Consider the following 26860-nt stretch of genomic DNA (forward strand, 5'->3'; position numbering starts at 1 on the left):
AATCGATAGTATTATGATTAAAAACATAAAAAAGTGGACACTTGCAATTGGTGGCGTTTTAGCCCTGAATGCGTGTTCCGATTTTGAAGAAATCAACGTAAACCCTGTGGCAGCAAATGCCGACCAGGTTCAGGTTGAATACTTTATCAATAACTCTATTACGGGTGCACAACAAAACCCACACGTAGCTGAGCGAGCCTTTGTTTTGTACTGGAAAGCAGCAGGTAGAATGGACAGAATAAATAGCCTCCCGGTAGGCTATTATAGTGATGGTTGGACTAACGATTACTTTAATTCTATTTCAGGTTGGTTAAACCACGCATATACTGCGGTTCAAATTGCTGATGAGAAAATAGAAAATGGTAATGTTACTGAATATACCAATAACTTAAAACAAGTGGCCAGAATTTGGAGGGTATATTTGCTTAGCGAACTGACCGATAACTTTGGGCCTGTAGCTATTAATGGTTTCCAGGGAGAAAACCCTGATTTTAATAGCGTAGAAGAGGTATACGATTTTATGCTAACTGAATTGAAGGAAGCTACTGCCGATATGGATGAAGGTATTACCGCTCCTTCTAATGTGCAACAGTTGGATCCTGCTTATGGATATAACTTTGAAACCTGGAAAAAGTATGCTACTTCTATGAGAATGAGATTAGCGATGAGACTTTCTCAAGTTGATGAAGCTAAAGCCCAAGCAGAATTTGAGGATGCAGCTTCTGGACAATTTATTACTACCTGGGAAGATAGCTTTAAAGTTGCAGAAAAACCAGGATGGGATGATTTAACCGGTGTAATGTCAAGAGAGTGGAATAATCAATACCTTTCTCCAACACTAAATAATTTAATGATTGGTTTAGGAGGTATTTCTTCTGAAGAATTATTACCTGCAGATTTACACCAGCATATTAAGGCTGAAGACTATTTTGGGAAAAAATATGAAGATCATTTTACAACGTTAACCAACGATCCTTCTGCAGGATATTGGTTTGACGGTTTACACGCCGAGATTGACCCAAGAGCCTATGAAGCTTATGTAGTTCCGGGATGGTTTGATAATCCGGAAATGAATAGATATCCTTCCTGGTCTCCAGGAACAACAGGTACTACAAAAAGAAACTTACTTGATGGTGAAGAAGTAGTAGAGGAAATAGAAGCTGCTTTTACCTGGAACGCTCCTTCAATTGGAGACTGGGGAGAAAAAGGTTCTAAAAACCAGGTATATAGTTGGGCAGGTGCTTTACCACGTCTTGCTCATAGATTTAGAAATAGTTCTACTGAAAGAGTGTTTTTTGGTGCCTGGGAATCTTATTTCTTAATTGCTGAAGCTGCAGTAAGAGGTTGGAATGTACCGCATGATGGTCAAACTGCTTACGAAGAAGGTGTGAAACAAAGTTTTGATTATTGGAACACTTCATCTTATGTTGAAGATTACCTAACTTCTGATGATTATAACCGCGTTGGGACTTCCGTAAACTGGAATCATACTGCAGAACCAACAGATAAATCTATAACTTATATCAACGGATATAATGGGAACGAAGAAACTACAACTTTCTCTTACCCTGATAACCATTTATATAAAAATGGATCTGTTAAGAATGATCATTTAACCAAGATTATTACCCAAAAGTTCATTGCGCAAACGCCTTGGTTGCCACTTGAAACCTGGAACGATCATAGAAGACTTGGATTACCGTTTTTTGAAAATCCAGCTGTAGAGAACTCTTTGCCTAACTTACCTGCTTTAGATCAGAGTAATTATACCGAGAGTCGTCAGGAATTTTTCCCTCAACGTTTAAAGTATCCTGGAAACCTACAAAATAACGTTCCGGAAGGATATCAACAAGCAGTAAACCATTTAGGTGGAGACGATAGTGTATTAACACCATTATGGTGGGCACAACCGGAATAATTCAAAAACTTTTAAGTAAGTATTACTCTTCTGGAGTATAGAATTTAGTACAAGTATGAAAAGGGGTATCGATTTTTAATCGATGCCCCTTTTTTTGTTTTCCTAAATTCTAGATATGCTTTCAGGGTTTTTCTAATCATTTTTCGGGCAAATGACCAATAATTTTACCTGGTAGAAATGCTTTTGATATCGGAAATAAAAAATGAGAGAATATTACGAAAACGTTGGAGGGAAATAATAAAAATTTAATATTTTCAAGGTTTAAAATTAAGAACTTCCCCGAAATTAATCATAGAAGGGTAGAATTAACAGAAAATAGTAATCCAAAGCCAGGGCATAATTTCAATAATTAAAAGGTATACACATGTTAGTACTGTGTGTATTTTTTATGGCGTAGTAAGCTACCCCAGGGTGATCCTGCGAGGTATCATATAGAATCTTTTTATGTTTTCGAGGCAACTCGAATTATGTAATTTGGATTATCGTGTAAACAACTAATCTTAAGTCGCAAAAAGAATGTCATTTCAAATAAAAAAGCAACCAACAAAATATGATGTTTGCATAGTAGGGTCTGGAGCTGGTGGCGGTATGGCTGCAAAACTACTGGCAGATGCCGGTTTTAAAATAGCATTGCTGGAAGCCGGTCCCGATTTTGATCCTGCCAATGAAGAACAACGTACCCAACTGAGGTGGCCCTGGGAATCTCCCCGAAGAGGAGCTGGTAGTACCCGGCCTTTCGGTGATTTTGATATGGCTTATGGTGGATGGGAATTAGATGGGGAACCTTATACGCAAAACAGTAATACCGAGTTTTCCTGGTTTCGCTCCAGGATGCTTGGTGGAAGAACCAATCACTGGGGACGTATTTCCCTGCGTTTTGGACCTTTAGATTTTAAAAGAAAAGATTTTGACGGCAAAGGTGATAACTGGCCAATAGGCTATGAAGATGTTAAGCCTTATTATGATAAGGTCGATAAATTAATAGGTGTATTTGGCACTAAAGAGAACCTTCCTAATGAACCCGATGGTTTCTTTTTACCACCTCCAAAACCAAGACTGCACGAATTATACATAAAAAAAGGGGCTACAAAAGCCGGTGTTCCTATGATTCCTTCTCGCTTGTCTATTCTCACTAAACCGATTAATAAAGAAAGAGGAGCCTGTTTTTTCTGCAAACAATGTTCAAGATCCTGCATGGCTTATGCAGATTTTTCATCGTCATCAGTGCTGGTAAAACCGGCTGTGGAAACTGGAAATGTAGATCTGTACGTTAATGCTATGGTAAGAGAAGTATTAACCAATGGTGAAGGAGAAGCTACCGGGGTTTCTTATATAGACAAAGAAGATCTAAAAGATTACGAAATTAAAGCAAAAGTGGTAATTCTGGCAGCTAGTGCCTGCAGTTCTGCCCGAATTCTACTTAATTCCAGGTCGGCTCATCATCCAAATGGCCTTGCTAATTCTAGTGAGGTAGTTGGTAAGTATCTTCATGATTCTACAGGATCTTCGCGAGGAGGTTTTATTCCAGAACTGTTAGACCGCGAAAGGTATAATGAAGATGGAGTGGGTGGGATGCACCTTTATACCCCTTGGTGGCTTAATGATAGTAAACATCTTGGTTTTACTCGTGGATATCATATAGAATACTGGGGAGGAATGAGTATGCCGGCATATGGTTTCGGTTTTAATACACAAGCTTTAAAAGAAGCAATTGGAGATACCTCGCGTAATGCTTATGGAACGGGTCTTAAAAAGGACGTAAAAAAGTTTTACGGTGCTACGTTCGGAATGGCTGGCCGGGGAGAAAGTATCCCTAGAAAAGATAATTATTGTGAAATAGATGTGAATACGGTAGATAAATTTGGAATTCCTGTTTTAAAATTCAACTACAACTGGTCAGATGAAGAAGTGAAACAGGCAGCACATATGCAGGATACTTTTGAAGAAGTGATGCATAATATGGGCGCAATTCCATTAGGAGATAAACCAGGGAAAGAATCTAATTATGGTCTTGAGAAGCCCGGAAAAATTATTCATGAAGTAGGGACTACAAGAATGGGGACAGATCCTGGGAGTTCGGTTGTAAATCAATATAATCAGGCTCATGATGTCCCTAACCTATTCGTGATGGATGGTGGCCCGTTTGTATCTCAGGCAGATAAAAATCCAACCTGGACGATTTTGGCACTGGCCTGGCGAGCTACAGATTATTTAATTGAAGAACTTAAAAAAGGAAATGTTTAAAGACGTGAATTATGGATAGAAGAGAATCGTTAAGGACATTGGTAATGGGAGGAATGGCTTCCAGTTTTTTTCTTAGTAGTTGTGTAACCGATAAAGAATCGCCTATTGAAGAAGGTGATATTATTGAAGAAAAGCAAGGTTATGGAAGAACCCCGGCAGAAATAGAAAGGGATGAAGACTTGATGTCTGAAACCTTTTTTACCGAAGAAGAAATGGCAATAATTACAAGCCTGGCCGATATTATTATTCCGGAGGATGAAGAATCGGTTTCTGCCACTGAAGCTGGAGTGCCAGAATTTATAGAATTTATTGTAAAAGACATACCCGAGCATCAGCTCCCAATGCGAGGAGGTCTAATGTGGCTTAACCGGGAAAGCAGTAAACAATTTAATATGCCTTTTGTTGAGACTTCAAAAGAGAACCAGTTAAAAATCATCGATCAAATTGCATATCCTCAGGATTTTGAGAAAACATCTCCGGGGCCAACTTTTTTTAGAAGAATTAAAAATTTAGTAGTTACGGGGTATTTTACCAGTGAGCCAGGTATTGAATATCTTGATTATCGCGGAAACACTCCAAATGTTTGGGATGGTGTTCCCGAGCAGGTTTTAAAAAAACACGGATTGAAATATGAGGAAGATTTTTTAAAAGTCGCAATGGATCCGGCAAACAGGGGAGAAGTAATGAACTGGGATGATTACGAAATTTAATATTTAGCTGCTTATAGAAGCTTTAATGTTCTGGATGGTATATATAATATTTTAATAGGAAGCCTTGCATTACAAGCTTTCTGATTTTTCTATAGAAATTTTAATTAGTGCCTTTCAAATATTCGGAAGGAGTTAAACCAATAGTTTTTTTAAAGACCCTGTTGTAATAAGATAAACTGTTAAATCCTGATGCGTAACAAGATTTAGAGATAGAGTGATTGCTATTTACTTCCTTTAATAATTTACAGGAATAATTTATTCGTAGCTCATTGAGATAGGTGATAAAGGATTTTCCTGTATGCTGTTTAAAAAATCTGCAAAATGCGGTTTTATTCATTCCGGCTATGCCTGCAATTTTTTCAAGGCTAATATCTTCCTTAAAATTCAACATTAAAAACTCCATTACTTCGCTTAAACGTTGGTCAGACACTTGATGATGATTTAACCAATTTACACTTCCCAAATAAGTTTTGTTAGCATTAATTGAGAGTGAATAAAAAATTTGAAGAATGTTTATGGCCTGTAAGGGTATTGGGAGGTCTCGCAGTTGAAAAAGCAAATTTTCAATTTCATTCTTTCTAAAATCATGAAAAGTAGACCCTCTTTCACTCAAATTATGAATAAGTTTTATATACTGAAATTCTTCTTTATTACTTTTAATAGCTTCAAAAAACGACTGATTAAAGTGAAGCACATAGGCTTCAGAAAAATTTTTTGAGGAGCTTTGAAACATATGAGGAATATTTTTTCCAATCAAAAAAAGGTTTCCCTCTTCAAATGTTCCTATAAAATCTCCTGCAAACAAAGTTCCCTTCCCCTGTTTGATATAGACCAATTCAATTTCAGGATGATAATGCCATAAGCGCAGAAATTGTCGCTCTTTGTGATGACTAAATTCGAAATTACTTTTTAAATCCTTATGAAGAAAATGAAGTTTCAATTTTTAAAATTTTAAGATATAACTATACGGTAATTTTCAAATTTATCAAATAAATGCCGTAAGTGCGCAAATATTGTACAATAGAATGCAAATTAATGTGAAAGAAAAAAGCAGGAATAAGTTTATTTTTGAAAGGGAGTTTATTTTGAAGCAAATAATAGCTGTTTCAGCGCTTTATTAGAAGTGAGCTTTCTAAAAGTTAAGTGGAGCATTGTCCAATATTAATATTTAAAATTCATCATGAATAAAATTTTATCACTGTTTTTATTTTTTGCCGTTATAAGTCTAACTGCTCAGAAGCGCGAGGGTAATATTGTTGAATATTTCGGGAAAGAAAAGGTTGAAGATGTGCACGAAGGAGAAGTGCTGCACGTTTTTACTGAGGCTTTAATTTATAAGAAGCAAGAGCTTCCAAAAGACACCGAGGCAGTAGAATATGATCCTCTTTTTGCGGCATATATAGGTGAGGCGAAAAGCGGAATTAAAAAAGGGCAGGTAGCCGGTAAAAATTACCTGGGAGAAGCTATGTGCTGGGAAGAGATTCAAGTCAATGAAAATAGTGAATTTCAAAACCCGGGCTTGAGAGATGGGTACTTGTATCTTGAATATCATTCAGATTCCGAGAGAACGGTATTATTAGATGCATCAGGACATACTAGTATTTTGATTAACGGGTTCCCCCACGAAGGTGATTATTATGATTTTGGATGGAGTTTGATTCCTGTAAAATTGAAAAAAGGAAAGAATGAGTTCTTGCTTTCTTCAGGACGTTTTTCCAGAATGCGGGCAAGACTTATTAGTTCTGAAAAAGAACTTCAATTTACGCAACGAGATATGACTTTGCCCGAAATTTTAAAAGAGCAAAAACAAAACTTTCCTGCTGCAATTAGAATTGCAAATACAAGCGAGAAAAATTTCGAGAATTTAAAGATTGTAGCTAGAGTAGCTAACAAAGTAGCTGAAACATCTATAACAGAAATACCAGCTTTATATGTTAGAAAAGTTCCTTTTGAAATTCCTTTTACAGAAACTTCTAAAGATAAAAAAGAAGTAAAGGTTATGCTGGATTTACTGGACTCCAATGGGAAAAAGTTAGATACTGATACTTTATTGCTTCCGGTAAAATCAAAATACGAGCATCATAAAAAAACATTTGTAAGTGATATTGATGGTAGCGTGCAGTACTACAGTATGGCACCTTCTTTAGATACCGTAAGTGAAAATCAAGCCATGTTCTTTTCATTACATGGAGCTTCTGTTGAAGCGGTTAATCAAGCCAATGCCTACGAGCAAAAGGATTGGGGGCATATTGTTGCGCCTACAAATAGACGCCCATTTGGTTTTGCCTGGGAAGATTGGGGTCGTTTGGACGCCCTTGAAGTTCTTGCGCACTCAAAAGAGGAATGGAAAACCGATGATACACATACTTACTTAACCGGCCATTCTATGGGAGGGCACGGTACCTGGTATTTAGGCGCAACTTATCCAGATAAGTTTGCTGCTATTGCTCCCGCAGCAGGCTATCCAGATCTATTGTTATACCGTGAAAGCTTTAAGCTACGAATCGCTGATAATCCTGAGCTGCTTCGAGAGCGATTTAAAATGAGTGCAGAGGAATTTAAAAATAGAACGGCTATTCAATTAGATTCAGAAAATGAGAAAGAGCTTAGCACAATAATTCAAAGAGCTGGAAATACCAGCCGTACTCTAAAGTTAATTGAGAATTACCTGAATTTTGGGATTTATGTGCTTCATGGAGAGGTAGACTCAGTAGTTCCAACGTTTATAGCAAGAGACATGCGTGAACGTCTGGGTAAGTTTCATAACGACTTTGTTTATTATGAATACCCCAACGGAACCCATTGGTATGGTAACCATAGTATGGATTGGCCATTATTATTTGATTTCTTTAAAGCACACGATAAAAAAACCGATGAGAACCAGGATGAGTTTTCATTTAAAACGGCTTCTCCTGGGGTTTCAGAAAAGGCACACTACATAAAAATCCTTCAACAAGAACGTCCCTTTGAAATTAGTGATATTTCAGTAGAAAAGGATAGTACGCAAATTCAAATTCTTACTGAAAATGTAAAAACCATTGAAGTAGATTTCTCAAAATTTACAGTAAAACCAGATTCTATAGTTATTGATGAAAAGCAAATCGCTGTAGGTCGTCAGCTTGAATCTTTGGTGATGAAGAAAATGAACAATAGCTGGGAAGTAACTCAGAGACCAGATGATAGTGAAAAAGGTCCGCATAGGTATGGAGGATTTAAAGATGCCTTTAAGAACAAACCTGTTTTAGTCTATGCTACTCAAGGGAGTGATAAAGAAAATAAATGGTATTACCATAGAGCAAAATTTGATGCAGAGAAATTTTACTATCGGGCTAACGGAGACTTGACTATTGTCGCTGATACAGAGTTTAACCCGGAAGATTACTCAGATCAAAATATAATCTTATACGGAAACAGTGATAACCACGCAAGTTGGAAAACTATGCTGGGAGATTCGCCTATTCAGGTTTCTAAAGGAAAGATGAGCGTTAATAATAAAACTTTAAAAGGAAATGACCTGGGCGCATATTTTATTTATCCAAGAAAAGATAGTGATTTTGCGAGTATAGGGGTGATTACTGCTACCGGAGAAAAAGGAATGAAAGCTGCCTGGGGGAACGATTATTTACTAAACGGTACTTTTTATCCAGATATCTTGATTTTTGAAGATAGTATGATGAGTGAAGGGCTTCCCGGGGTAAAAGCTGCTGGCTTTTTTGATAATTCCTGGAGTATTAAAAAAGATGATTTGATCTGGAACGAGTAGTCAAACTGCTATAGTCAAGGATTGATTAAATAAAACAAAAGCTAAGAATTTGAATAAAATTTTAAAAATAAGCGAACAGGATAATGTTGGCGTAGCCTTATGCAACTTAAAACCTGGAGAACCTTTAAAGGTTTCAGGGAAAGAAGTTGAAGTCTCCGGACCTATTAACATTAAACATAAGATTGCCCTGCAGGATTTTAGTGCCGGCGATATCATTATAATGTATGGTGTCCCGGTAGGTGAAGTGGTGTTGCCTATTGGCTGTGGTGATGCTTTAACCACTGAAAATATAAAACATCGTGCTGCCGATTATAAATATGAGGGCACAACTTATAATTATAATTCCCCCGATATTACCTCTCTGAAGAACAAAACTTTTATGGGCTATCATAGAAAGGATGGCCAGGTTGGTACCGCTAATTACTGGTTATTTATTCCTTTGGTTTTTTGTCAAAACAGGAATTTAAAAGTCTTAAAAGAAGCCTTTGAAACCGAGTTGGGTTATAAGCAGGAGAATCCATATAAATTACAATTGAGACAAATGCTCTCCGGAGACTCTGATGCAGCAGCTAGTTCTGAAGTTATTAATGAACAGGTTTTTAAGAATGTAGACGGAATTAAATTCCTTGCTCATGAAGGTGGTTGTGGGGGTACACGAGATGATGCTCAGGCATTGGTGAATTTACTTGCGGGATATATTAAGAACCCCAATGTAGCAGGTGCAACGGTATTGAGCCTGGGGTGCCAACACGCACAAATGAGTTTACTGGAAGAAGCACTTTCTGAATTGAATCCGCAGAAACCAGTTCTTTATTTTGAACAACAGCAGTTTTCTTCAGAAAATGAAATGTTACAGGAAATAGTTTCTAAAACTTACCCTGAACTGGAAAAAGCTAACCGCATAGAAAGAAAACCGGCAGGCCTGGATAAACTCAATATCGGTTTAGAGTGTGGCGGATCAGATGGATTTTCTGGAATCACAGCCAATCCATTAATTGGATATATAGCCGATAAAATTACCGCAGCTGGTGGCCGCGCCATGCTTTCCGAATTTCCGGAGCTATGCGGGGTAGAGCAAGATTTAATAGATCGTTGCGAAACCAAAGAAATGGCAGATAAGTTTATAAACTTAATGGAGACTTATAACACCGAAGCGCAAATGGTGGGATCAGGTTTTGATATGAATCCTTCACCGGGCAATATAAAGGATGGTTTAATAACCGATGCCATTAAGTCTGCCGGTGCAGCTACCAAAGCGGGTAGAGCACCAATAAGTGGAATTCTTGATTATACAGAATATCCTGTAAAAAGCGGTTTGCACTTGCTTTGTACTCCCGGGAACGATGTAGAATCTACCACTGGATTAGCCGGTTCTGGAGCAAATTTAATACTATTTTCAACTGGATTAGGTACACCTACAGGTAACCCGGTTTGTCCTGTTATTAAAATATCTTCAAATTCTGAATTGCCAAATAAAATGCTTGATATTATTGATTTTGATGCAGGCAAATTAATCTCAGAAGAAGCAAGCTTAGAAAGTCTATCGGGAGAACTTATAGATTTAATTATTGAAATAGCCAGCGGGAATAAAGAAACCTGTGCCCACAAACTGGGTCAGGACGATTTTATTCCCTGGAAAAGAGGAGTTTCACTATAAAAAATAGTTTTAACCTATGAAAAAAGCAACTATAGTAATTTTAATGCTGGTCCATTTTGCCATGTTTTCACAGGGAGATCAAGACTATATTCCGTCAGAAGAAAATTTAAAAGCGCGAGAATGGTTTCAGGATGCCAAATTCGGAATGTTCATTCACTGGGGTGTTTATAGTGTTTTGGGAGATGGAGAATGGGTGATGAATAATCAGAATATTTCGAAAGAAAACTATGAGAAATTGCCGGGATTTTTCAATCCTATAGCATTTGATGCCCAGAAATGGGTAAAATTGGCTAAAAATTCAGGGGTGAAATATCTAACAGTAACCACACGTCACCACGATGGTTTTTCTATGTTTGATACTGATGCTTCATCCTATAATATTGTAGATGCTACACCTTTTGGCCGTGATGTTATAAAAGAACTTGCTGAAGCCTGTAGGGCAAACGATATTAAATTGTTTTTCTACTATTCTCTGTTAGACTGGCATCATAAAGATTATTACCCACTGGGAAGAACAGGCAATGGAATTGCCGATAAAAATACCAAAGGTAATTGGGACGATTACATAGTATTTATGAAACAGCAATTAACCGAGTTGCTTACAAATTATGGCGAAATTGGAGGTATTTGGTTTGATGGACATTGGGATAAAAAAGAGGCCAATTGGCATTATGATGAAATCTATGAATTGATCCATGAGCTTCAACCACAGGCTTTAATAGGAAACAATCATCATATAGCACCAATAATGGGAGAAGATTTCCAAATGTTTGAAAGAGATTTGCCTGGTCATAACACAACCGGGTTTGGAACAGGAAAAGAAAATATTGGAGATTTACCTAAAGAAATTTGTGAAACCATTAATGGTTCCTGGGGGTTTAATCTACAGGATTCAAAGCATAAGTCTCAAAAAGAACTGGTTCGTTATTTAATTAAATCTGCAGGATTTGGTAGTAACCTGCTGCTTAACGTTGGGCCTATGCCTAATGGCGAAATTCAAAAAGAACATCAGGAATCATTTTTAGAAGTTGGGGATTGGCTTCAAACTTACGGTGAGGCACTATATGGCACCAGGCAAGGACCTTTATCGCCTCAAGAAGATATGGTGTCTACCGCAAAAGATAATGAAGTGTTTTTATGGCTTTTAGGAGATAAGGATACTTATTTTATCGAAGATTTTTTTCCGAAAACTAAAACAATGATTCATTGGAAGGATGGAACCACAATAAATTTTGAAAAGACAAAATTCGGGACTTTTATAGAAATCCCCGAAGATAAAAAACATGAAGTAGCAACATTAGTTAGTTATAAAATACAAAACGAATAAGTAAAATAATATGGGCTTTAATTTAAAAGGGAAATCAAGTATAATAACAGGCGGTGGAAGTGGTATTGGGAAAGCAATTTCAATGGAGTTTGCAAGTGCCGGTGCCAATGTCTACATCTTAGATTATGATGAAGCTACAGCGAAAAGCACGGTAGAAGACATTATTTCAGCAGGAGGTAATGCAAAGTTTTATACTTGCGATGTGTCCAGTAAAGAGCAAATTAATAAAATTATTGATGAGATTGCCGAAGAAGCTTCAATTGATATTTTAGTAAATAACGCAGGGATTGCTCATGTGGGGAATGTAGAAAATACAAATGAAGATGACCTGGATCGTATTTATGAAGTTAATATAAAAGGTGTTTTTAACTGTTTAAAAGCGGTTATTCCTTATATGAAATCAGTAAAGAAAGGCTGTATCATCAATATGGCAAGTATTGCTTCTGTAGTAGGAATTCAAGATCGTTTTGCGTACTCAATGTCTAAAGGAGCAGTACTTACCATGACCTACTCTATCGCCAAAGATTATATAGATTACGGTATACGCTGTAATAGTATTGCACCAGCAAGGGTACATACCCCATTTGTAGACGGATTTATTACTAAAAACTACCCTGGAAAAGAAGATGAGATGTTTGAAAAACTCTCCAAAACACAACCTATAGGTCGTATGGGAAGCACTAAGGAAGTAGCGAAGCTAGCACTGTATTTGGCTTCAGATGATTCGGCATTTACCACAGGAACTAATTTTCCAATAGACGGAGGATTTATAAAACTACAAGGATAATAATTATGAAAAAAATAATAATACTTCTCAGTATTTTAATTGGTTTTCAGGGGGTTGCTCAATCTCCTGAAGAAAAAGCCATAAAAGAACATGGCTACCCAGAATGGTTTAAGGAAGCAAAACTCGGTATTTTTATACACTGGGGCTTGTATTCAGTACCGGCTTATGGAGGAAAGGAGTCTTATGCCGAATGGTTCTTGAGAGGACTGCAAACCAATGATAGTTTACGTAATGCTTTTGTAGACGAAAATTATGGAACAAATTTTACCTATAAAGATTTTGCTGGAGAGTTTAAAGCAGAACTTTTTGATCCGGCAGAATGGGCCGAGATATTTAAAGAGGCGGGAGCTAAATATGTGGTTTTGGTTTCTAAACATCACGATGGGTATGCATTATGGCCAAGTAAATTTAACCGAAACTGGAATAGTGTTGATACCGGCCCAAAACGTGATATAGTTGGCGAATTAACAGAAGCCGTTAGGGACGAGGACCTTAAAATGGGATTATATTACTCTCTAGCCGAATGGAACCATCCTTTACACCGCTGGTATACAGATCCGCACGATAGTATTGGACGATATGTTGAAGAGTATATGGTGCCACAGTTTAAAGAATTGGTAAAAGAATATAAACCTACATTGATTTTTTCTGATGGCGAATGGTACAATACAGCCGAACAATGGCAAGCGCCACAGCTTATAAATTGGTATTACGAAACAGTAGGAGAAGATGCCATAGTGAATAATCGTTGGGGCCACGGCCTTGATGTTGGTTTCTTAACTCCTGAATATAGTTCTGGAATTACCGAAACCGAAAGACCCTGGGCAGAAGTTAGGGGTATTGGACGTAGTTTTGGTCTAAACCGAAATGAAAATTTAGAGGCCTATGGAACCGGGAAAGAACTCATTCAGCGGTTTGTACATACCGTAGCAAATGGCGGTGGTATGATTCTAAATGTTGGCCCAAGAGCCGATGGGCAAATTCCTATGATTCAACAAGAGCGATTAAAGGAACTAGGAACCTGGCTTAAAATAAATGGTGAGGCTATTTATGGTGCTGAAGCCTATTCTAAAACAGGAGAAGAGCAGGAGACAAGTCGTGAAAGAATTGACCCTGTGATTGATTTTAACTGGGTAAGAAATTCACCGATAAAAGGAATACGGGAAGATGATTTTCGTGCAAGCTGGGAAGGATTTATCGTAGCGCCAAAAACCGGGAAATATACCTTTGAAATTGAGGTAGATGATGAAGCTATGGTGCAAATTGATGATGAAATCATCATTAATAGTAATTATACGGCACCAGATAATGAAGCTGAGGTTATGGGAGCCAATACCGGGACTTCAGATAAAGGGGAGATTCGTTTAAAAGCCAACGAGCTTACTTCAATTAAAATAAATTACCGTGAAAAAAAGCAAAATGCTAAAATTAAATTGTTCTGGCAATTAGCTAACGCTGAAAAGGAAATTGTTCCTTCAAATGCTTTTTTTACTGACCAAACTAAGGAAAATAGCGGGTTAAAGGGAACCTATACTTCTCAGGAAACTTATTTAAGTTATACTAAAAATAATAATGCACTGTACGCTATAAGTTTTCAATGGCCAGATGAGCGTTTAGAACTTGAGATAGAAAAACCCGAAGAGGATGCTAAAATTAGTTTACTGGGATTAGACAGGGAGTTACCCTGGACTTACCAAAACAGTAAACTTATTATTGATACTTCAGGAATTAAATATGGTGAATTGCCCGGGCATGAGGCCTGGACCTTTAAAATTGAACAATAAATAATAAATTATGAAATTAATACGATTTGGAGCCCCTGGAAAAGAGAAACCAGGTATTGAATTAGACAATGGAAAACGTATAGATGTTTCGGCGTTTGGAGTAGATTATACGGAAAGCTTTTTTGAAGATAACGGAATTGTAAAACTAGAAGAATGGTTAGCAGAAAATAAAGAGTCCTGTCCTGAAATAAATAAGGATGAGCGCCTTGGTTCACCGGTAGTAAGACCTTCAAAAATAGTTTGTATAGGTTTAAATTATGCAAAACACGCCGAAGAAAGTGGGATGGAAGTACCATCAGAACCGGTTTTGTTTTTCAAAGCAAGCAGTGCTATTGTTGGCCCTAACGACGATTTAATTATCCCTAAGAATAGCCAGAAGACAGACTGGGAAGTAGAATTGGGAGTGGTAATAGGTAAAAAGGCCAGTTACGTTTCTGAGAAAGAAGCTATGGATTATGTGGCCGGCTATGTGTTGCATAATGATTATAGTGAGCGTGAATTTCAATTAGAGCGTTTAGGGCAATGGGTTAAAGGAAAGAGTTGTGATACTTTTGCTCCCTTAGGACCATTTTTGGCTACTAAAGATGAAATTCCAAATCCGCATAACCTTGATCTATGGTTAAAACTGAATGATGAGATTAAACAACAAAGCAACACGTCAGATTTTGTTTTTAACGTACCTCAGGTAATAAGTTATGTAAGTCAGTTTATGAGTTTATTACCCGGAGATATTATTTCTACCGGAACTCCATTTGGGGTAGGAATGGGCTTAAATCCGCAGCGTTACCTTAAACCCGGGGATGTAGTAGAATTGGGTATAGAAGGCCTTGGGACTTCTAAACAAGTGGCAAAAGCTTATAAAGAATAGGCAATGAGGATAGATAGCCATCAGCATTTTTGGAAGTTTGAGAAGGAAAAAGATGCCTGGATTCCCGATGAGATGTCGGTGATTAGAAAAGATTTTTTTCCTGAAAATCTGAAGCCTGTTCTGGAAAGGAATAAGGTGGATGGCTGTGTGGCGGTGCAAGCCGCTCCCACTGAAAATGAGACCAAATTTTTGCTGAACCTGGCTAAAGAATATGAGTTTATAAAAGGAGTTGTAGGTTGGGTTGATTTTACCGGCGATAATGTTGAGGAGCGCCTGGCTTATTTTTCAAAAGACCCTAAATTTAAAGGAGTTCGGCATTTATTACAGGCAGAATCGGCAAATTATATGCTTCAACCTGAATTTTTAAAAGGAATGGAAGCTTTTGGGAACTTTAACCTAACCTACGACCTTTTGGTTTTGGAAGATCAGTTGGCCAATACTATTGAATTGGTTTCTAATTTTCCAAACCAAAAGTTTGTTTTAAATCACCTCGCCAAACCTAATGTTTCAAAGGGAATTTCTAAAAACTGGAAAGAATTAATTACAAAACTGGCAGATAAAAAGAATGTGTCTTGTAAGCTTTCCGGTCTTTTAACCGAGACTGAAAATTTTAGCTGGAAACCCGAAGATTTCTATCCTTTTTTTGACTTTGCTTTGGAGGTTTTTGGCCCCAATAGATTAATGTTTGGATCTGACTGGCCGGTTTCTTTAGCTGCCGGGCAATACGCTGATACTTTAGGGATAATTGAGAATTTTTTAATGACTAAAAACGAAATCGTTATCGAAAAAATTATGGGGCTTAATGCAATTAATTTCTACCAATTATGATTAAAAAATTACTGTTTTTAGTTCTACTATTCGTACTGGGATGTTCAGCACCTTCTAAAGAGGAAAAAGAAGATAAAGAAGACTTAAATGAACATGTGCTATGGTATGCGCAGCCTGCTTCAAAATGGATGGAGGCACTACCCATAGGGAATGGTAGACTGGGAGCAATGATTTTTGGAGACACAATTAATGAGCGAATTCAATTAAATGAAGATTCGCTTTGGCCCGGCGGTCCCGATTGGGGCGATTCTAAAGGTAGTCCAGAAGATTTGGATTATATTAGGCAGTTAATTCTGAATGGAAAAACAAGCAAGGCCGATAACGAAATTATTGAACGCTTTTCAAATAAAGATATCGTGAAATCCCATCAAACTATGGGAGATCTTTATCTGGATTTTGAACACTCCGGAAAAATTGAGAATTATAAGCGAAGCCTTAGTTTAAATGATGCTTTAGCTGAGGTACATTATGAAATAGACGGGGACCAATACCACCGTAAAATTTTTGCCACCGCAGCAGACGATGCCATTATAATTCAATTAAGCACAACCTCGTCTAAAGGGCTGAATTTTAATGTAAATTTAGATCGCCCAGAAGATGAAGGTCATAAAACAGTAGAGCTAACTAATCCAGCACAGAATCAAATCGCAATGCTGGGCGAGATTACTCAATTTGGTGCAGTAAAAAATTCAAAATCTAAGCCTTTGGATTATGGGGTGAAATTTGAAACTTTACTTCAGGCTGAATCCGATTCGGGGAAAATTTATTCTGATAATTCTGGCTTAAAAGTAGAGGGCTCTAAACAAGTTACCTTGTACCTGGTAGCTAATACTTCATTTTATTCTGAAGATTTTCAGCAGAAAAATAGTTTGGCATTAGAAGAGCTTAGTAAAAAAACTGTTGATGAATTATTAGACTCACATAAAAAAGATTATCAGGAATTATTTAATCGAGTAGACTTTTCCCTTGGAGAAAATATAAATGACAGCATACCAACCGATAAACGACTGGAATCTTTTAAGAAAGGAGAGGAAGACCGGGGATTAATTACTGATTTATTCCAGTATGGCAGGTACTTACTAATTTCATCTTCCAGGCCGGGCACTAATCCTGCCAATTTACAGGGACTATGGAATGAACATATTGCCGCACCCTGGAATGCCGATTATCACTTGAATGTAAATTTACAAATGAATTACTGGCCGGCAGAAGTCACCAACCTAAGTGAACTTCACCAACCTCTATTTGACTATACTAAGCGTTTGGTAAGGAGAGGGAAAAATACCGCTAAAGAACAATATGGTTTGGAAGGAGCGGTGCTTCACAATGCCTCAGATTTATGGGGTGCACCTTACATGCAGGCTCGTCGGGCTTATTGGGGCAGTTGGATTCACGGTGGCGGATGGCTTGCCCAGCACTTTTGGCAACATTACCTATTCACTCAGGATAAAGAGTTTCTTAAAACAACTGCTTATCCTGTGCTAAAAGAATTTGCTACATTTTATGCCGGTTGGTTGGTTAAAGATGAAAAAAGCGGAAAGTATGTTTCTTTCCCAGAAACTTCTCCAGAGAACTCTTATATAAATGAGCAGGGTGAAAGAGTAGCACTTTCATACGGCAGTGCCATGGGGCATCAAATAATTGCCGAGGTATTTGATAACACCCTAAAAGCGGCAGAAATTCTAGATATAGAAGATGAAATTTTAGAAGAAATTGCAGAAAAAAGAATCAATTTAACCCCAGGTTTAAAGTTAGGACCTGATGGTCGAATTTTAGAATGGACAAAGCCTTACGAGGAACCTGAAAAAGGACATAGACACCTTTCGCATTTATATGCGCTTCATCCTGGTTCGAAGATAACAGAAGCTGATTCAAGTTTGTTTAAAGCTGCACAAAAATCTATTGATTATAGATTAGAACATGGGGGAGCAGGAACCGGTTGGAGCAGGGCGTGGATGATAAATTTCAATGCCCGTTTATTAGATGCGAAAGCGGCAAAGGAGAATATACACAAGTTTTTTGAAATTTCCCTGGCAGATAATTTATTCGATTTACACCCTCCATTTCAAATTGATGGAAATTTTGGTTATACCGCTGGTGTTGCCGAGATGCTCTTGCAATCTCATGAAGGTTCTCTTCGAATATTGCCCGCTTTACCTGAAGACTGGGAGAATGGTCATATTAAGGGCCTAAAAGCAAGGGGAGATATAAGTGTTGATATAGACTGGGAATTAGGTGAATTAAAGCAACTTACTTTAAGCACAAACAAAAAACAGCAGGTTAAGCTTAAATATGGCCAGCAAGAAATAGAAATTAGACTTCCCGGTAATAATCAAGAAGTAATAATGAATTCAGACTTAAAAACAACCCCCTGATTTATGAAAAACCTATATTTAATTTCTTTTTACGTTCTGTTTATCTTTTTTTCCACTTTAAGGGCTCAGGAACAAAAACCGAATGTGGTTTTGTTTCTTGTAGATGATATGGGGTGGCAAGACACTTCGGTTCCATTTTGGACAGAAGAAACAGCATTTAATAAACGTTACCATACGCCAAATATGGAACGTTTGGCTAATAAAGGAACTAAATTCACTCAGGCCTACGCAACTCCTATTTGTTCTCCTTCCAGAGTAAGTATTTTAACAGGAGCCAATGCAGCACGGCATCGGGTTACCAATTGGACGTTAAATAAAAATGAGTCTAAAGATGCAGCCGATGAACACCTGGAGTTTCCACAATGGAATATGAATGGGATTTCCAATAGCGAAGATGTTCCTAATTCTTTTGTGGCAAATACTTTGCCTCAAATATTACAACAAAATGGGTATCATACCATTCACGCAGGGAAAGCGCATTTAGGAGCTAAAAATACACCGGGTCAAGATCCTTTACATTTAGGTTTTGATGTAAACATTGCGGGTCACGCTGCCGGGGCACCGGAGAGTTTCTTAGGAACAGAAAATTTTGGAAATGGAAAAGCCGGGAAGTCGGAGTGGGCTGTACCCGGTTTAGAAAAGTATCACGGTAAAGATATTTTTTTAACCGAAGCTATTACGCGTGAAGCATTGCTAAGTTTAGATAAGGTGGCTGGGAAAAAGCCTTTCTTTTTACATATGTCACATTATGCCGTGCATGCGCCTATTATGGCTGATGAGCGTTTTTATCAAAAATATCTTGATTCAGGCCTGGATAAGACTGAAGCTAAATACGCCTCTATGGTTGAAGGAATGGATAAGAGTTTGGGTGATATTATGGATTATCTGGAAGAAAATAATTTAGAAGAAAATACGATCATTCTTTTTATGTCAGACAATGGCGGGTTAAGTGCACACGCTCGCGGAGGAGAACCACATACGCATAATGCACCTTTAAACAGTGGTAAGGGTTCTGCCTATGAAGGAGGAATTAGGGTGCCAATGTTAGTCTACTGGCCTAAAAAAATCAAACCTGCATCCAGCATTGATGATTATGTTATAATTGAAGACTTTTTTCCCAGTATCCTGGAAATGACCAAAAGCCATATTCCTGCCTTAAAACAAAAAGTGGATGGCCAAAGTTTTGTGTCATTAATGGAAGAAAATAATCAATCTCTTAATCAACGTCCATTATTCTGGCATTACCCTAATAAATGGGGTGGTAGTGGTCCCGGAATTGCTCCATTTAGTTCAGTTAGAAAGGGAGATTATAAACTTATTTATTACCATAAAGATCGCCGTTTTGAATTATTTAATATTAGAAAGGACATTGGGGAAACCACCAATATTTCAGAAACTCATACTAAAAAAACAAAGGAATTAGCTACAATTTTGAGTTCGTATCTAGAATCGGTTGATGCGCAAATGCCTTTAGATAAAAGAACCAAAAAGAAAGTAGAACTACCTATTAAAATATTTAAATAATGAAAAATCCAAATTTTGTATTGCTGTTATTAGTAGTAATCAGCTTGATTTCTTGTAAAGAAAAAGTAACTGAACCGGAAGCGGTAGGACCTGTTCCATCACAAAGGCAATTAGCCTGGCAGGAATTGGAATACTACGGTTTTGTTCATTTTAATATGAATACTTTTACCGATATGGAGTGGGGGGAAGGTGGCGAATCTCCAAAGAATTTTAACCCTACCAATCTCGATACAAGGCAATGGGCAAAAACTGCTAAAGAAGCTGGGATGAAAGGAATAATTTTAACCGCAAAACATCACGACGGATTTTGTCTCTGGCCTACAGAAACTACAGATCACTCAGTTAAAAATTCTCCATGGAAGAATGGTGAGGGCGATGTAGTGAAAGAACTGGCAGAAGCCTGTAAAGAATTCGGACTGAAATTTGGCGTTTACTTATCCCCATGGGATCGTAATCATCCTGAATACGCCAGGGAAGAATACGTTGAGGTTTTTCATAAACAACTGGAGGAGCTTTTAACAAACTATGGACCTGTATTCGAAGTATGGTTTGATGGAGCAAACGGTGGTACCGGTTATTACGGAGGTGCTAATGAACATCGAAAAATTGACGATGCAACTTATTATGAATGGGATAAAGTGACCAAAATAGTTAGGGAGCTTCAACCTGAAGCAGTAATTTTTAGTGGGGGAAATCCAGATGTACGCTGGGTAGGTAACGAACATGGCTTTGCAGCTAAAACAAATTGGAGCCCATTTACCCCCGGAAGTGGAAATCTTCAAAATGGAGATGAAGATGGAACACATTGGATTCCCGCAGAAGCTGATGTTTCCATTAGGCCGGGATGGTATTATCACGCAAGGGAAGACCATCAGGTAAAAACATTACCACATTTGTTGGATATCTATTATAAATCGGTTGGTAGAAATGCCCCACTTTTATTGAATTTACCGGTGGATACACGCGGCCTTGTGCATGAGAAGGATGTAGAACAATTGATGAAGTTGCGGAAGCAGTTAGATAAAGATTTTGCCGAGAATTTGGTGACAGATGCTAAAGCAACAGCTTCTTCGGAAGCAGGCTCTAATTATAGTGCTACAAATGCCATTAATGGTGATACGAAGGCTTATTGGATGCCAAAGAAGGAAATCATAAAGTCTAACATAACGATTGAGTTTGACGAGCTGCAGGAAGTTAACCGGTTTGTGGTTCAGGAATATATTGCTTTAGGGCAGCGTGTGAAGTCTTTTACTTTAGAAGGGAAGATCAATGGAGAATGGAAGGAAATAGCATCTGAGACTACCATAGGCTATAAGCGAATATTAAGATTTGATCTTGTAGAAGTTTCTGCGTTGCGTTTTAATATTACAGATGCTAAAGCACGACCTTTAATTTCAAATATTGAGGTTTATAAGGCACCTTTAGTGATGGAAGCTCCGGAAATTGTTCAGCATAAAGATGGGAGAATCAGTATTAAAAGTTATGATAATGGGTTGGAAATTTATTATACATTGAATGGAGAGGAACCTAATAAGAATTCTAAACCTTATTCTGAAGAATTTTTATTACAGGATCCTACCCGCGTAATGGCTGTAGCATATAACCCCGGAACTAATTCATATAGTGAAGTTTCAAACATTAAACTGGATATACCCAAGAAGAACTGGCAAGTGTTGAATGAAAATGCCGATGCAGCGAAAATTATTGATGCCGATGAAAATTCGGTATGGACAAAAAAGGGGAAACTTCCGCAGGAAGTAATAGTAGACCTTGGTAAAACCTATAATTTAAAAGGATTTACTTATTTACCACAACAAAGTAGATGGCCTCAGGGTGTAATTGCAGATTACGAATTTATGCTTAGCGAAAATGGAAAACAATGGAAGAAAGTAAGTGAAGGTGAATTTTCGAATATTAAAAATAACCCTATAGAACAGCTTATTGAATTTAAAACTACAAAGGCACGATATTTTAAATTCGTAGGAAAACGAAGTGCTGATGATACGGAAGTTCTGGGAATTGCTGAAATAGGAGTGATCACCGAATAACAAGATGTTTAAAAATTAGATTTAAGAATATAGATTTAAAGAAAAATTTCTCACATGGATTTAGGATTAAAGGATAAAGTAATTTTAATAACTGGCGGTACTAAAGGTATTGGCGGCGCTATTAGTAAGGCGGTTGCCCGGGAAAATGCAATTCCGGTTTTTGTTGGCCGTGGGGAAGCAAGTGGTAATGAAATGCTTGAAACCTTTAAGGCCAATGGAATTAATGCTCATTTTATACAAGCCAATCTAAATGAAGAAGGCCAATGTAAAAGAATTGTTGATGAAGTTTTAGAGACCTTCGGAAAAATTGACGCCCTGGTAAATAATGCCGGAGCCAATGATAGTGTTGGTTTGGAGGCCGGTAACCCTAAGAAGTTTGCCAATTCAGTTTTTAATAATTTGAATCATTATTATGAGATGGCGCATTATTGCCTGCCCGCGCTCAAAAAATCAAAAGGAAATATTCTAAATATTAGCTCTAAAGTTGCCCTGGTAGGCCAGGGGGGTACCTCTGGATATGCAGCATCAAAGGGAGCACAGTTGTCGCTTACGCGGGAATGGGCTGCAGAATTACTGCCTTATAATATTAGGGTGAATGCTATTTTACCGGCAGAGGTAATGACACCTCTTTATAAAAGCTGGCTGGATTCTTTTGATGATCCGGAAGAAAAACTAAAGAATATTACCCGTAATATTCCAATGGGAAATCGAATGACTTCTGACACCGAGATAGCCGATTTGGCAGCATTTATCTTATCTGAAAAATCAGGACATACCACCGCACAATGGTTTTCTCCAGATGGTGGTTATGTACATTTAGACCGATCTTTAACGTAAATTCTATGTCCCAAGATTCTTTAGTTTCAAAGAAAATTCTCGTGCCGTTTATTTTAATAACGGCCTTATTCGCCTTATGGGGATTTGCAAATGATATTACTAATCCTATGGTTTCGGCCTTTAAAAAAGTTTTGGAACTCAATAATTTCCAGGCTTCATTAGTTCAGCTTGCTTTTTATGGAGGCTATTTTACCATGGCCTTGCCAGCTGCACTCTTTGTAAATAGATTTTCCTATAAAAAGGGTGTGCTTATGGGACTGGTTTTATACGCTTTGGGAGCCTTATTATTTTACCCTGCTGCAATTTACCAGGAGTATATCTTCTTTTTGTTGGCTTTATATATTCTAACATTTGGACTGGCATTTTTAGAGACCACTGCCAATCCCTATATCTTAGCTATGGGAAGCGAAGCAACGGCTACGAGACGATTAAATCTAGCCCAGGCGTTTAATCCTATGGGAGCTTTAGGCGGTTTAATTGTTGCGCAACATTTTATTCTGGGAGCCCTGGAATCTGATGATTTAGACGTGAATGGAAATCCTGTTTATAGTACACTTTCGGAAAATGCCAAGGCTACTATACGAGATGCCGATTTAGAAGTTATAAGTACTCCTTATGTGTTATTGGGATTAGTAGTTATATTATTCTTTCTGGTTATTCTTTTAGTTAAAATGCCTGAAAACAGAAAGAAAGAAGCCCAGGTGGCGGTAATACCGGCTATAAAAAGACTTTTTAGAAATAAAAAATTTGTAGGGGGAGTGATTACCCAGGCTTTTTATGTGGGAGCACAAATAATGTGCTGGACTTATCTTTATCAATATGCAGAATCTATAGGTATTGATAATCAAAGCGCCGTAAATTATGGAATTGCCGCTTTGCTGGTATTTCTTATAGGGCGCTGGTTAGGTACCTTCCTGCTGCGTTATATCACTTCGGGGAAATTGTTGATGCTATTTGCTTGTGGGGCGATCTTAACCTGCCTGGTTTGTATATTTATTCAGGGATTAATTGGATTATACTCCTTGGTAAGTATTTCATTTTTTATGTCAATAATGTTTCCAACTATATATGGAATTGCATTAGAAGGCCAGGGTAACGATGCTAAATTTGGAGCTGCGTTTTTAGTGATGGCAATTGTAGGCGGTGCTTTAATGCCCACCTTACAAGGTATGATCTTAGATATTGGCGGCGCTGGTTATACAGATACATTAATATTGGGTGTGCCAGAAATAAACTTCTCGTTCTTTTTACCTGTGCTATGCTTTATAGTTGTTGGGATCTATGGTTATTATATTTTTAAAAGGAACAAAGCATGAAAACCGATAAATATGTATTGGCTTGTGATTTAAAGGATGACGCTGAATTAATCAAGAAATATGAAGAATATCACCGTGAAGTCTGGCCAGAGATTATTAAAAGCACACTGGAGGTAGGTATTTTAAATATGGAAATTTTTCGAACGGGTAACCGCTTGATTATGCTTATGGAAACGCAACCAGATTTTTCCTTTGGGGAAAAGGCTAAAGCCGATAAACAGAATATTAAAGTTCAGGAATGGGAAAACTTAATGGGGAAATATCAGCAAGCTGTTCCATCGGCAAAAAATGGTGAGAAGTGGACACTCATGGATAAAATATTTGATCTAAGAAATACATAGAAAATATGGCTAATGATTTTAATTCTCAATATCCTTCTATAGAGGATCTTCGCGCAAGGGCTAAAAAAAGAATACCTGATTTTGCATTTGAATACCTGGATGGGGGATGCAATGAAGATGTAAATTTGAATATAAATACCTCTGATATTCGAAAAATTCAGTTAGAACCACGATACCTTCAAAATTATAAAGAGGCAGATACAACTACTACATTATTCGGAAAAGAATATAGTGCACCTTTCGGAATTTCACCCGTAGGTTTACAAGGCCTAATGTGGCCTAATTCCCCTGAAATACTAGCCAAAGCAGCTTTTGAACACAATGTTCCTTTTATCTTAAGTACGGTTACTACTATGAGTATTGAGCGTGCCAGTGAACTTACACAGGGCAACGCATGGTTTCAGTTATATAACCCGGTAGAGGATGAGGTTAGAAATGATATTTTAAAAAGGGCAGAAGCAGCAGAGTGTCCTGTTTTAGTACTTTTATGCGATGTTCCAACTTTTGGTTACAGACCCAGGGATATAAGAAACGGGCTGGCATTACCTCCAAAAATGTCGGCGAAAAATATCTTTCAAATTTTGGGAAAACCAAACTGGGCCATAAACACTTTAAAATATGGAGTGCCAACTTTTGAAACCTTAAAACCCTATACACCGGAAGGCTTAAATCTTAAACAGCTAGGGAAATTTATGGATAAAACCTTTTCCGGAAAATTAAATGCTGAAAAAATTAAACCAATTCGAGATGCCTGGAAAGGCAAGTTAGTGCTCAAAGGAGTCTCTTCGGCGGTTGATGTGGAAGATGCCATAAAAATGGGATTTGATGGTGTTATTCTATCTAATCATGGAGGCAGGCAACTGGACGCTGCGCAATCCACTATTTCAACTTTACCTAATATAGCTGAAAAATACGGTGATAAAATTGAAATCATGCTGGATAGTGGCCTTAGATCTGGACCAGATATTGCACGAACCATAGCCTCTGGTGCAAAATTCACCTTTATGGGAAGGTCTTTTATGTATGGTGCTGCAGCTTTAGGAAATAAAGGAGGAGATCATACCATAGCTATGCTAAAAACTCAGTTTAAGCAGGTGATGGACCAGTTATGCTGCGAGAAGGTAGAAGATTTGAAAGATCATTTAATTCCAAATACTAATTTTTAAAAGAAAATTATACCGAAAATAGCGGTCTTTGTGGAAGACTTATTTTCGGTATAATTTCGATATCATTGAGTTTACTCGATAATGGAGATTAAATGCTCCGAGGCTTGCCTCGAAATCAAATTATATTTTCCAATAATAATGCTTCGTGAGCTTGCTCCGAAGTTGTTTATTAGAACTAATTCTTTGTGAACCAAAATAAAGTTTGGTTCCAATCAGGTTCTAAGAAATATTCAACTCCCGAATCAATAGATCTTTAAGCTTTTGATTTTCTAAACGCAATTCTTTATTTTCTTTTTCGAGCGTAAAAGATTCTTTTATTTGTAGATAAGTGAGAATAACACCATCAATTTCTTCTTCATAATCTGTAAAATAGGGTTGTATGCATAATTGGTATAAACGCCCATCACTTAATTGTATTTCTTTGTGCACAACACGCTCGGTAATTAGTACACCCCTAACGTTTTCCACGAAAGCTTTATGACAGAGTTTGTTTTTAATTGAATGTAATTTATGCCCAATACAATCCCGGTTTAATCTAAAATGTTCTTCAGTTGCCGGTGTTAATTCTCTTATAAATAAGTTTACATCAACAAAGAGTTGCGGTATAATTGAGTTCTCAAAATACTGGCTCAAAATTCTATTACCTAAAGACAAATCACTTTGCATATCTCAAAGAATTAATAATGTTATAAGTTTTAATCCCTCCAGAGGGTTTAATTCCCCGAGGCTTGCCTCGAAATTTCAAAAAGTTTTTTCCAATTCATACCTCGTGGGCTTGCCCCGAGGTTTTTGATTTAGAAGAGTTCTTTTCACCTTTAATTCGGGAAAAGAACTCTTTTTTATTTTACGTTTCTATCAATTAAGCTTGATTAAGAAACTCTTGATTTACGACCTTTCAACTTTTTTTCTTCCAATTTACGAGCAGCTTTTTCCTGCCTTTTGGCTTTTAGATCTTTTTTAGAAGTTTTTAGGTCTGTACCACGCTTTGCCATAATAATAAATTAAAATTCAACACGATTTTTTAAAAACTCGAACCTGTAAAACAAAACCTTTATATAGCGAGTTTGGTTCCCGCTAGGGGAAATAGAAATAAATAACTAATAAAAAATAAAGGAAACAGGTTAACAAAGCACACTCGCTGGTGCTTATAAAGTCGGGAAGATGATCTTAAGTTTTAAAAAAGCCTGATTCATAGCTAAAACATTAGTCGTAAAAATATTAACCCGCAATTTACAACATTTTCCCATATAAAAAATTAAGAAATCTTTAAATACCGATTTATAAAGTTAAATTGTTCTAAATCTATCATTTAAAATGACTTTGAATATTACATGTTTTTAATAAACCATTTTTTAAGGCTTTAAATT

The 26860-nt window shown here is 37.3% G+C and carries 20 protein-coding genes; 17 read left to right on the forward strand and 3 right to left on the reverse strand.

Features of this window, described 5'->3' with window-relative positions; genetic code table 11:
• Positions 1–13 precede the first annotated feature (13 nt).
• From B5X51_RS12285 to B5X51_RS12295, 3 genes are all read left to right on the forward strand, one after another.
• A complete protein-coding gene (locus tag B5X51_RS12285; protein WP_079721485.1) occupies positions 14–1918 on the forward strand; it encodes a SusD/RagB family nutrient-binding outer membrane lipoprotein in 1905 nt (634 codons plus the stop codon).
• Positions 1919–2434: 516 nt separating this feature from the next.
• Positions 2435–4162, forward strand: coding sequence for a GMC family oxidoreductase (locus B5X51_RS12290; protein ID WP_079721486.1), 1728 nt, complete (start codon positions 2435–2437; stop codon positions 4160–4162).
• A gap of 11 nt (positions 4163–4173) precedes the next feature.
• The gene (locus B5X51_RS12295; RefSeq protein WP_079721487.1) at positions 4174–4872 is read left to right on the forward strand and encodes a gluconate 2-dehydrogenase subunit 3 family protein; all 699 of its coding nucleotides are present in this window, start codon (positions 4174–4176) and stop codon (positions 4870–4872) included.
• A 100-nt stretch (positions 4873–4972) separates the two neighbouring features.
• Here the strand turns inward: B5X51_RS12295 and B5X51_RS12300 are convergent, their stop codons facing one another.
• Positions 4973–5812 carry an AraC family transcriptional regulator gene (locus B5X51_RS12300; RefSeq protein WP_079721488.1) on the reverse strand — a complete coding sequence of 280 codons (840 nt, stop codon included), beginning with the start codon at positions 5810–5812 and terminating at the stop codon, positions 4973–4975.
• Positions 5813–6052: 240 nt separating this feature from the next.
• On the opposite strand from B5X51_RS12300, the gene B5X51_RS12305 reads away from it, so the two are divergent.
• From B5X51_RS12305 to B5X51_RS12370, 14 genes are read left to right on the forward strand one after another with little or no spacing between them, the layout of a single operon-like run.
• Entirely contained in the window at positions 6053–8635 is a 2583-nt protein-coding gene (locus tag B5X51_RS12305) for a carboxylesterase family protein (protein ID WP_079721489.1), read from the forward strand.
• A 49-nt stretch (positions 8636–8684) separates the two neighbouring features.
• Positions 8685–10292 carry a UxaA family hydrolase gene (locus B5X51_RS12310; RefSeq protein ID WP_079721490.1) on the forward strand — a complete coding sequence of 536 codons (1608 nt, stop codon included), beginning with the start codon at positions 8685–8687 and terminating at the stop codon, positions 10290–10292.
• Between the two features lie 16 nt (positions 10293–10308).
• Positions 10309–11619, forward strand: coding sequence for an alpha-L-fucosidase (locus B5X51_RS12315; protein WP_079721491.1), 1311 nt, complete (start codon positions 10309–10311; stop codon positions 11617–11619).
• Positions 11620–11629: 10 nt separating this feature from the next.
• Complete coding sequence (locus tag B5X51_RS12320) at positions 11630–12406, forward strand: SDR family NAD(P)-dependent oxidoreductase (protein WP_079721492.1); 777 nt, start codon at positions 11630–11632, stop codon at positions 12404–12406.
• 5 nt (positions 12407–12411) lie between these two features.
• Positions 12412–14190, forward strand: coding sequence for an alpha-L-fucosidase (locus B5X51_RS12325; protein ID WP_079721493.1), 1779 nt, complete (start codon positions 12412–12414; stop codon positions 14188–14190).
• Between the two features lie 10 nt (positions 14191–14200).
• Positions 14201–15058 carry a fumarylacetoacetate hydrolase family protein gene (locus B5X51_RS12330; RefSeq protein ID WP_079721494.1) on the forward strand — a complete coding sequence of 286 codons (858 nt, stop codon included), beginning with the start codon at positions 14201–14203 and terminating at the stop codon, positions 15056–15058.
• A 3-nt stretch (positions 15059–15061) separates the two neighbouring features.
• Positions 15062–15886, forward strand: a complete 825-nt coding sequence (locus B5X51_RS12335; protein WP_079721495.1) for an amidohydrolase family protein — start codon at positions 15062–15064, stop codon at positions 15884–15886.
• Positions 15883–18261 carry a glycosyl hydrolase family 95 catalytic domain-containing protein gene (locus tag B5X51_RS12340; protein ID WP_079721496.1) on the forward strand — a complete coding sequence of 793 codons (2379 nt, stop codon included), beginning with the start codon at positions 15883–15885 and terminating at the stop codon, positions 18259–18261. Before B5X51_RS12335 ends, B5X51_RS12340 begins: the two co-directional genes overlap by 4 nt.
• A gap of 3 nt (positions 18262–18264) precedes the next feature.
• On the forward strand, positions 18265–19785 hold the full coding sequence (locus B5X51_RS12345; protein ID WP_079721497.1) for a sulfatase: 1521 nt from the start codon (positions 18265–18267) through the stop codon (positions 19783–19785).
• Positions 19785–21833, forward strand: a complete 2049-nt coding sequence (locus B5X51_RS12350; protein WP_079721498.1) for an alpha-L-fucosidase — start codon at positions 19785–19787, stop codon at positions 21831–21833. The genes B5X51_RS12345 and B5X51_RS12350 overlap by 1 nt, the downstream gene beginning before the upstream one ends.
• 54 nt (positions 21834–21887) lie before the next feature.
• Positions 21888–22670 carry an L-fucose dehydrogenase gene (locus B5X51_RS12355; protein WP_079721499.1) on the forward strand — a complete coding sequence of 261 codons (783 nt, stop codon included), beginning with the start codon at positions 21888–21890 and terminating at the stop codon, positions 22668–22670.
• Positions 22671–22675: 5 nt separating this feature from the next.
• The gene (fucP, locus tag B5X51_RS12360) at positions 22676–23986 is read left to right on the forward strand and encodes an L-fucose:H+ symporter permease (RefSeq protein WP_079721500.1); all 1311 of its coding nucleotides are present in this window, start codon (positions 22676–22678) and stop codon (positions 23984–23986) included.
• Positions 23983–24327 carry an L-rhamnose mutarotase gene (locus B5X51_RS12365; protein ID WP_079721501.1) on the forward strand — a complete coding sequence of 115 codons (345 nt, stop codon included), beginning with the start codon at positions 23983–23985 and terminating at the stop codon, positions 24325–24327. The genes fucP and B5X51_RS12365 overlap by 4 nt, the downstream gene beginning before the upstream one ends.
• Positions 24328–24332: 5 nt before the next feature.
• Positions 24333–25493: an alpha-hydroxy acid oxidase gene (locus B5X51_RS12370; RefSeq protein WP_079721502.1), complete on the forward strand. Its 1161-nt coding sequence runs from the start codon at positions 24333–24335 to the stop codon at positions 25491–25493.
• 219 nt (positions 25494–25712) lie between these two features.
• On the opposite strand, the gene B5X51_RS12375 is transcribed toward B5X51_RS12370, so the two are convergent.
• Both B5X51_RS12375 and B5X51_RS16055 read right to left on the reverse strand, forming a co-directional pair.
• Positions 25713–26159 (reverse strand): PAS domain-containing protein, encoded by a 447-nt coding sequence (locus B5X51_RS12375; RefSeq protein ID WP_079721503.1) that lies wholly within the window; start codon positions 26157–26159, stop codon positions 25713–25715.
• 203 nt (positions 26160–26362) lie between these two features.
• A complete protein-coding gene (locus tag B5X51_RS16055; protein ID WP_262506833.1) occupies positions 26363–26485 on the reverse strand; it encodes a hypothetical protein in 123 nt (40 codons plus the stop codon).
• Positions 26486–26860 lie beyond the last annotated feature (375 nt).

The organism is Salegentibacter holothuriorum (assembly GCF_900168045.1).
Classification (GTDB): domain Bacteria; phylum Bacteroidota; class Bacteroidia; order Flavobacteriales; family Flavobacteriaceae; genus Salegentibacter; species Salegentibacter holothuriorum.

Coding starts and splice junctions, on each gene's coding strand:
- B5X51_RS12370 (WP_079721502.1), top strand. CDS start 24,333: ATGGCTAATGATTTTAATTCTCAATATCCTTCTATAGAGGATCTTCGC.
- B5X51_RS12365 (WP_079721501.1), top strand. CDS start 23,983: ATGAAAACCGATAAATATGTATTGGCTTGTGATTTAAAGGATGACGCT.
- B5X51_RS12285 (WP_079721485.1), top strand. CDS start 14: ATGATTAAAAACATAAAAAAGTGGACACTTGCAATTGGTGGCGTTTTA.
- B5X51_RS16055 (WP_262506833.1), bottom strand. CDS start 26,485: ATGGCAAAGCGTGGTACAGACCTAAAAACTTCTAAAAAAGATCTAAAA.
- B5X51_RS12340 (WP_079721496.1), top strand. CDS start 15,883: ATGATTAAAAAATTACTGTTTTTAGTTCTACTATTCGTACTGGGATGT.
- B5X51_RS12290 (WP_079721486.1), top strand. CDS start 2,435: ATGTCATTTCAAATAAAAAAGCAACCAACAAAATATGATGTTTGCATA.
- B5X51_RS12305 (WP_079721489.1), top strand. CDS start 6,053: ATGAATAAAATTTTATCACTGTTTTTATTTTTTGCCGTTATAAGTCTA.
- B5X51_RS12330 (WP_079721494.1), top strand. CDS start 14,201: ATGAAATTAATACGATTTGGAGCCCCTGGAAAAGAGAAACCAGGTATT.
- B5X51_RS12350 (WP_079721498.1), top strand. CDS start 19,785: ATGAAAAATCCAAATTTTGTATTGCTGTTATTAGTAGTAATCAGCTTG.
- B5X51_RS12315 (WP_079721491.1), top strand. CDS start 10,309: ATGAAAAAAGCAACTATAGTAATTTTAATGCTGGTCCATTTTGCCATG.
- B5X51_RS12375 (WP_079721503.1), bottom strand. CDS start 26,159: ATGCAAAGTGATTTGTCTTTAGGTAATAGAATTTTGAGCCAGTATTTT.
- fucP (WP_079721500.1), top strand. CDS start 22,676: ATGTCCCAAGATTCTTTAGTTTCAAAGAAAATTCTCGTGCCGTTTATT.
- B5X51_RS12335 (WP_079721495.1), top strand. CDS start 15,062: ATGAGGATAGATAGCCATCAGCATTTTTGGAAGTTTGAGAAGGAAAAA.
- B5X51_RS12355 (WP_079721499.1), top strand. CDS start 21,888: ATGGATTTAGGATTAAAGGATAAAGTAATTTTAATAACTGGCGGTACT.
- B5X51_RS12345 (WP_079721497.1), top strand. CDS start 18,265: ATGAAAAACCTATATTTAATTTCTTTTTACGTTCTGTTTATCTTTTTT.
- B5X51_RS12320 (WP_079721492.1), top strand. CDS start 11,630: ATGGGCTTTAATTTAAAAGGGAAATCAAGTATAATAACAGGCGGTGGA.
- B5X51_RS12295 (WP_079721487.1), top strand. CDS start 4,174: ATGGATAGAAGAGAATCGTTAAGGACATTGGTAATGGGAGGAATGGCT.
- B5X51_RS12325 (WP_079721493.1), top strand. CDS start 12,412: ATGAAAAAAATAATAATACTTCTCAGTATTTTAATTGGTTTTCAGGGG.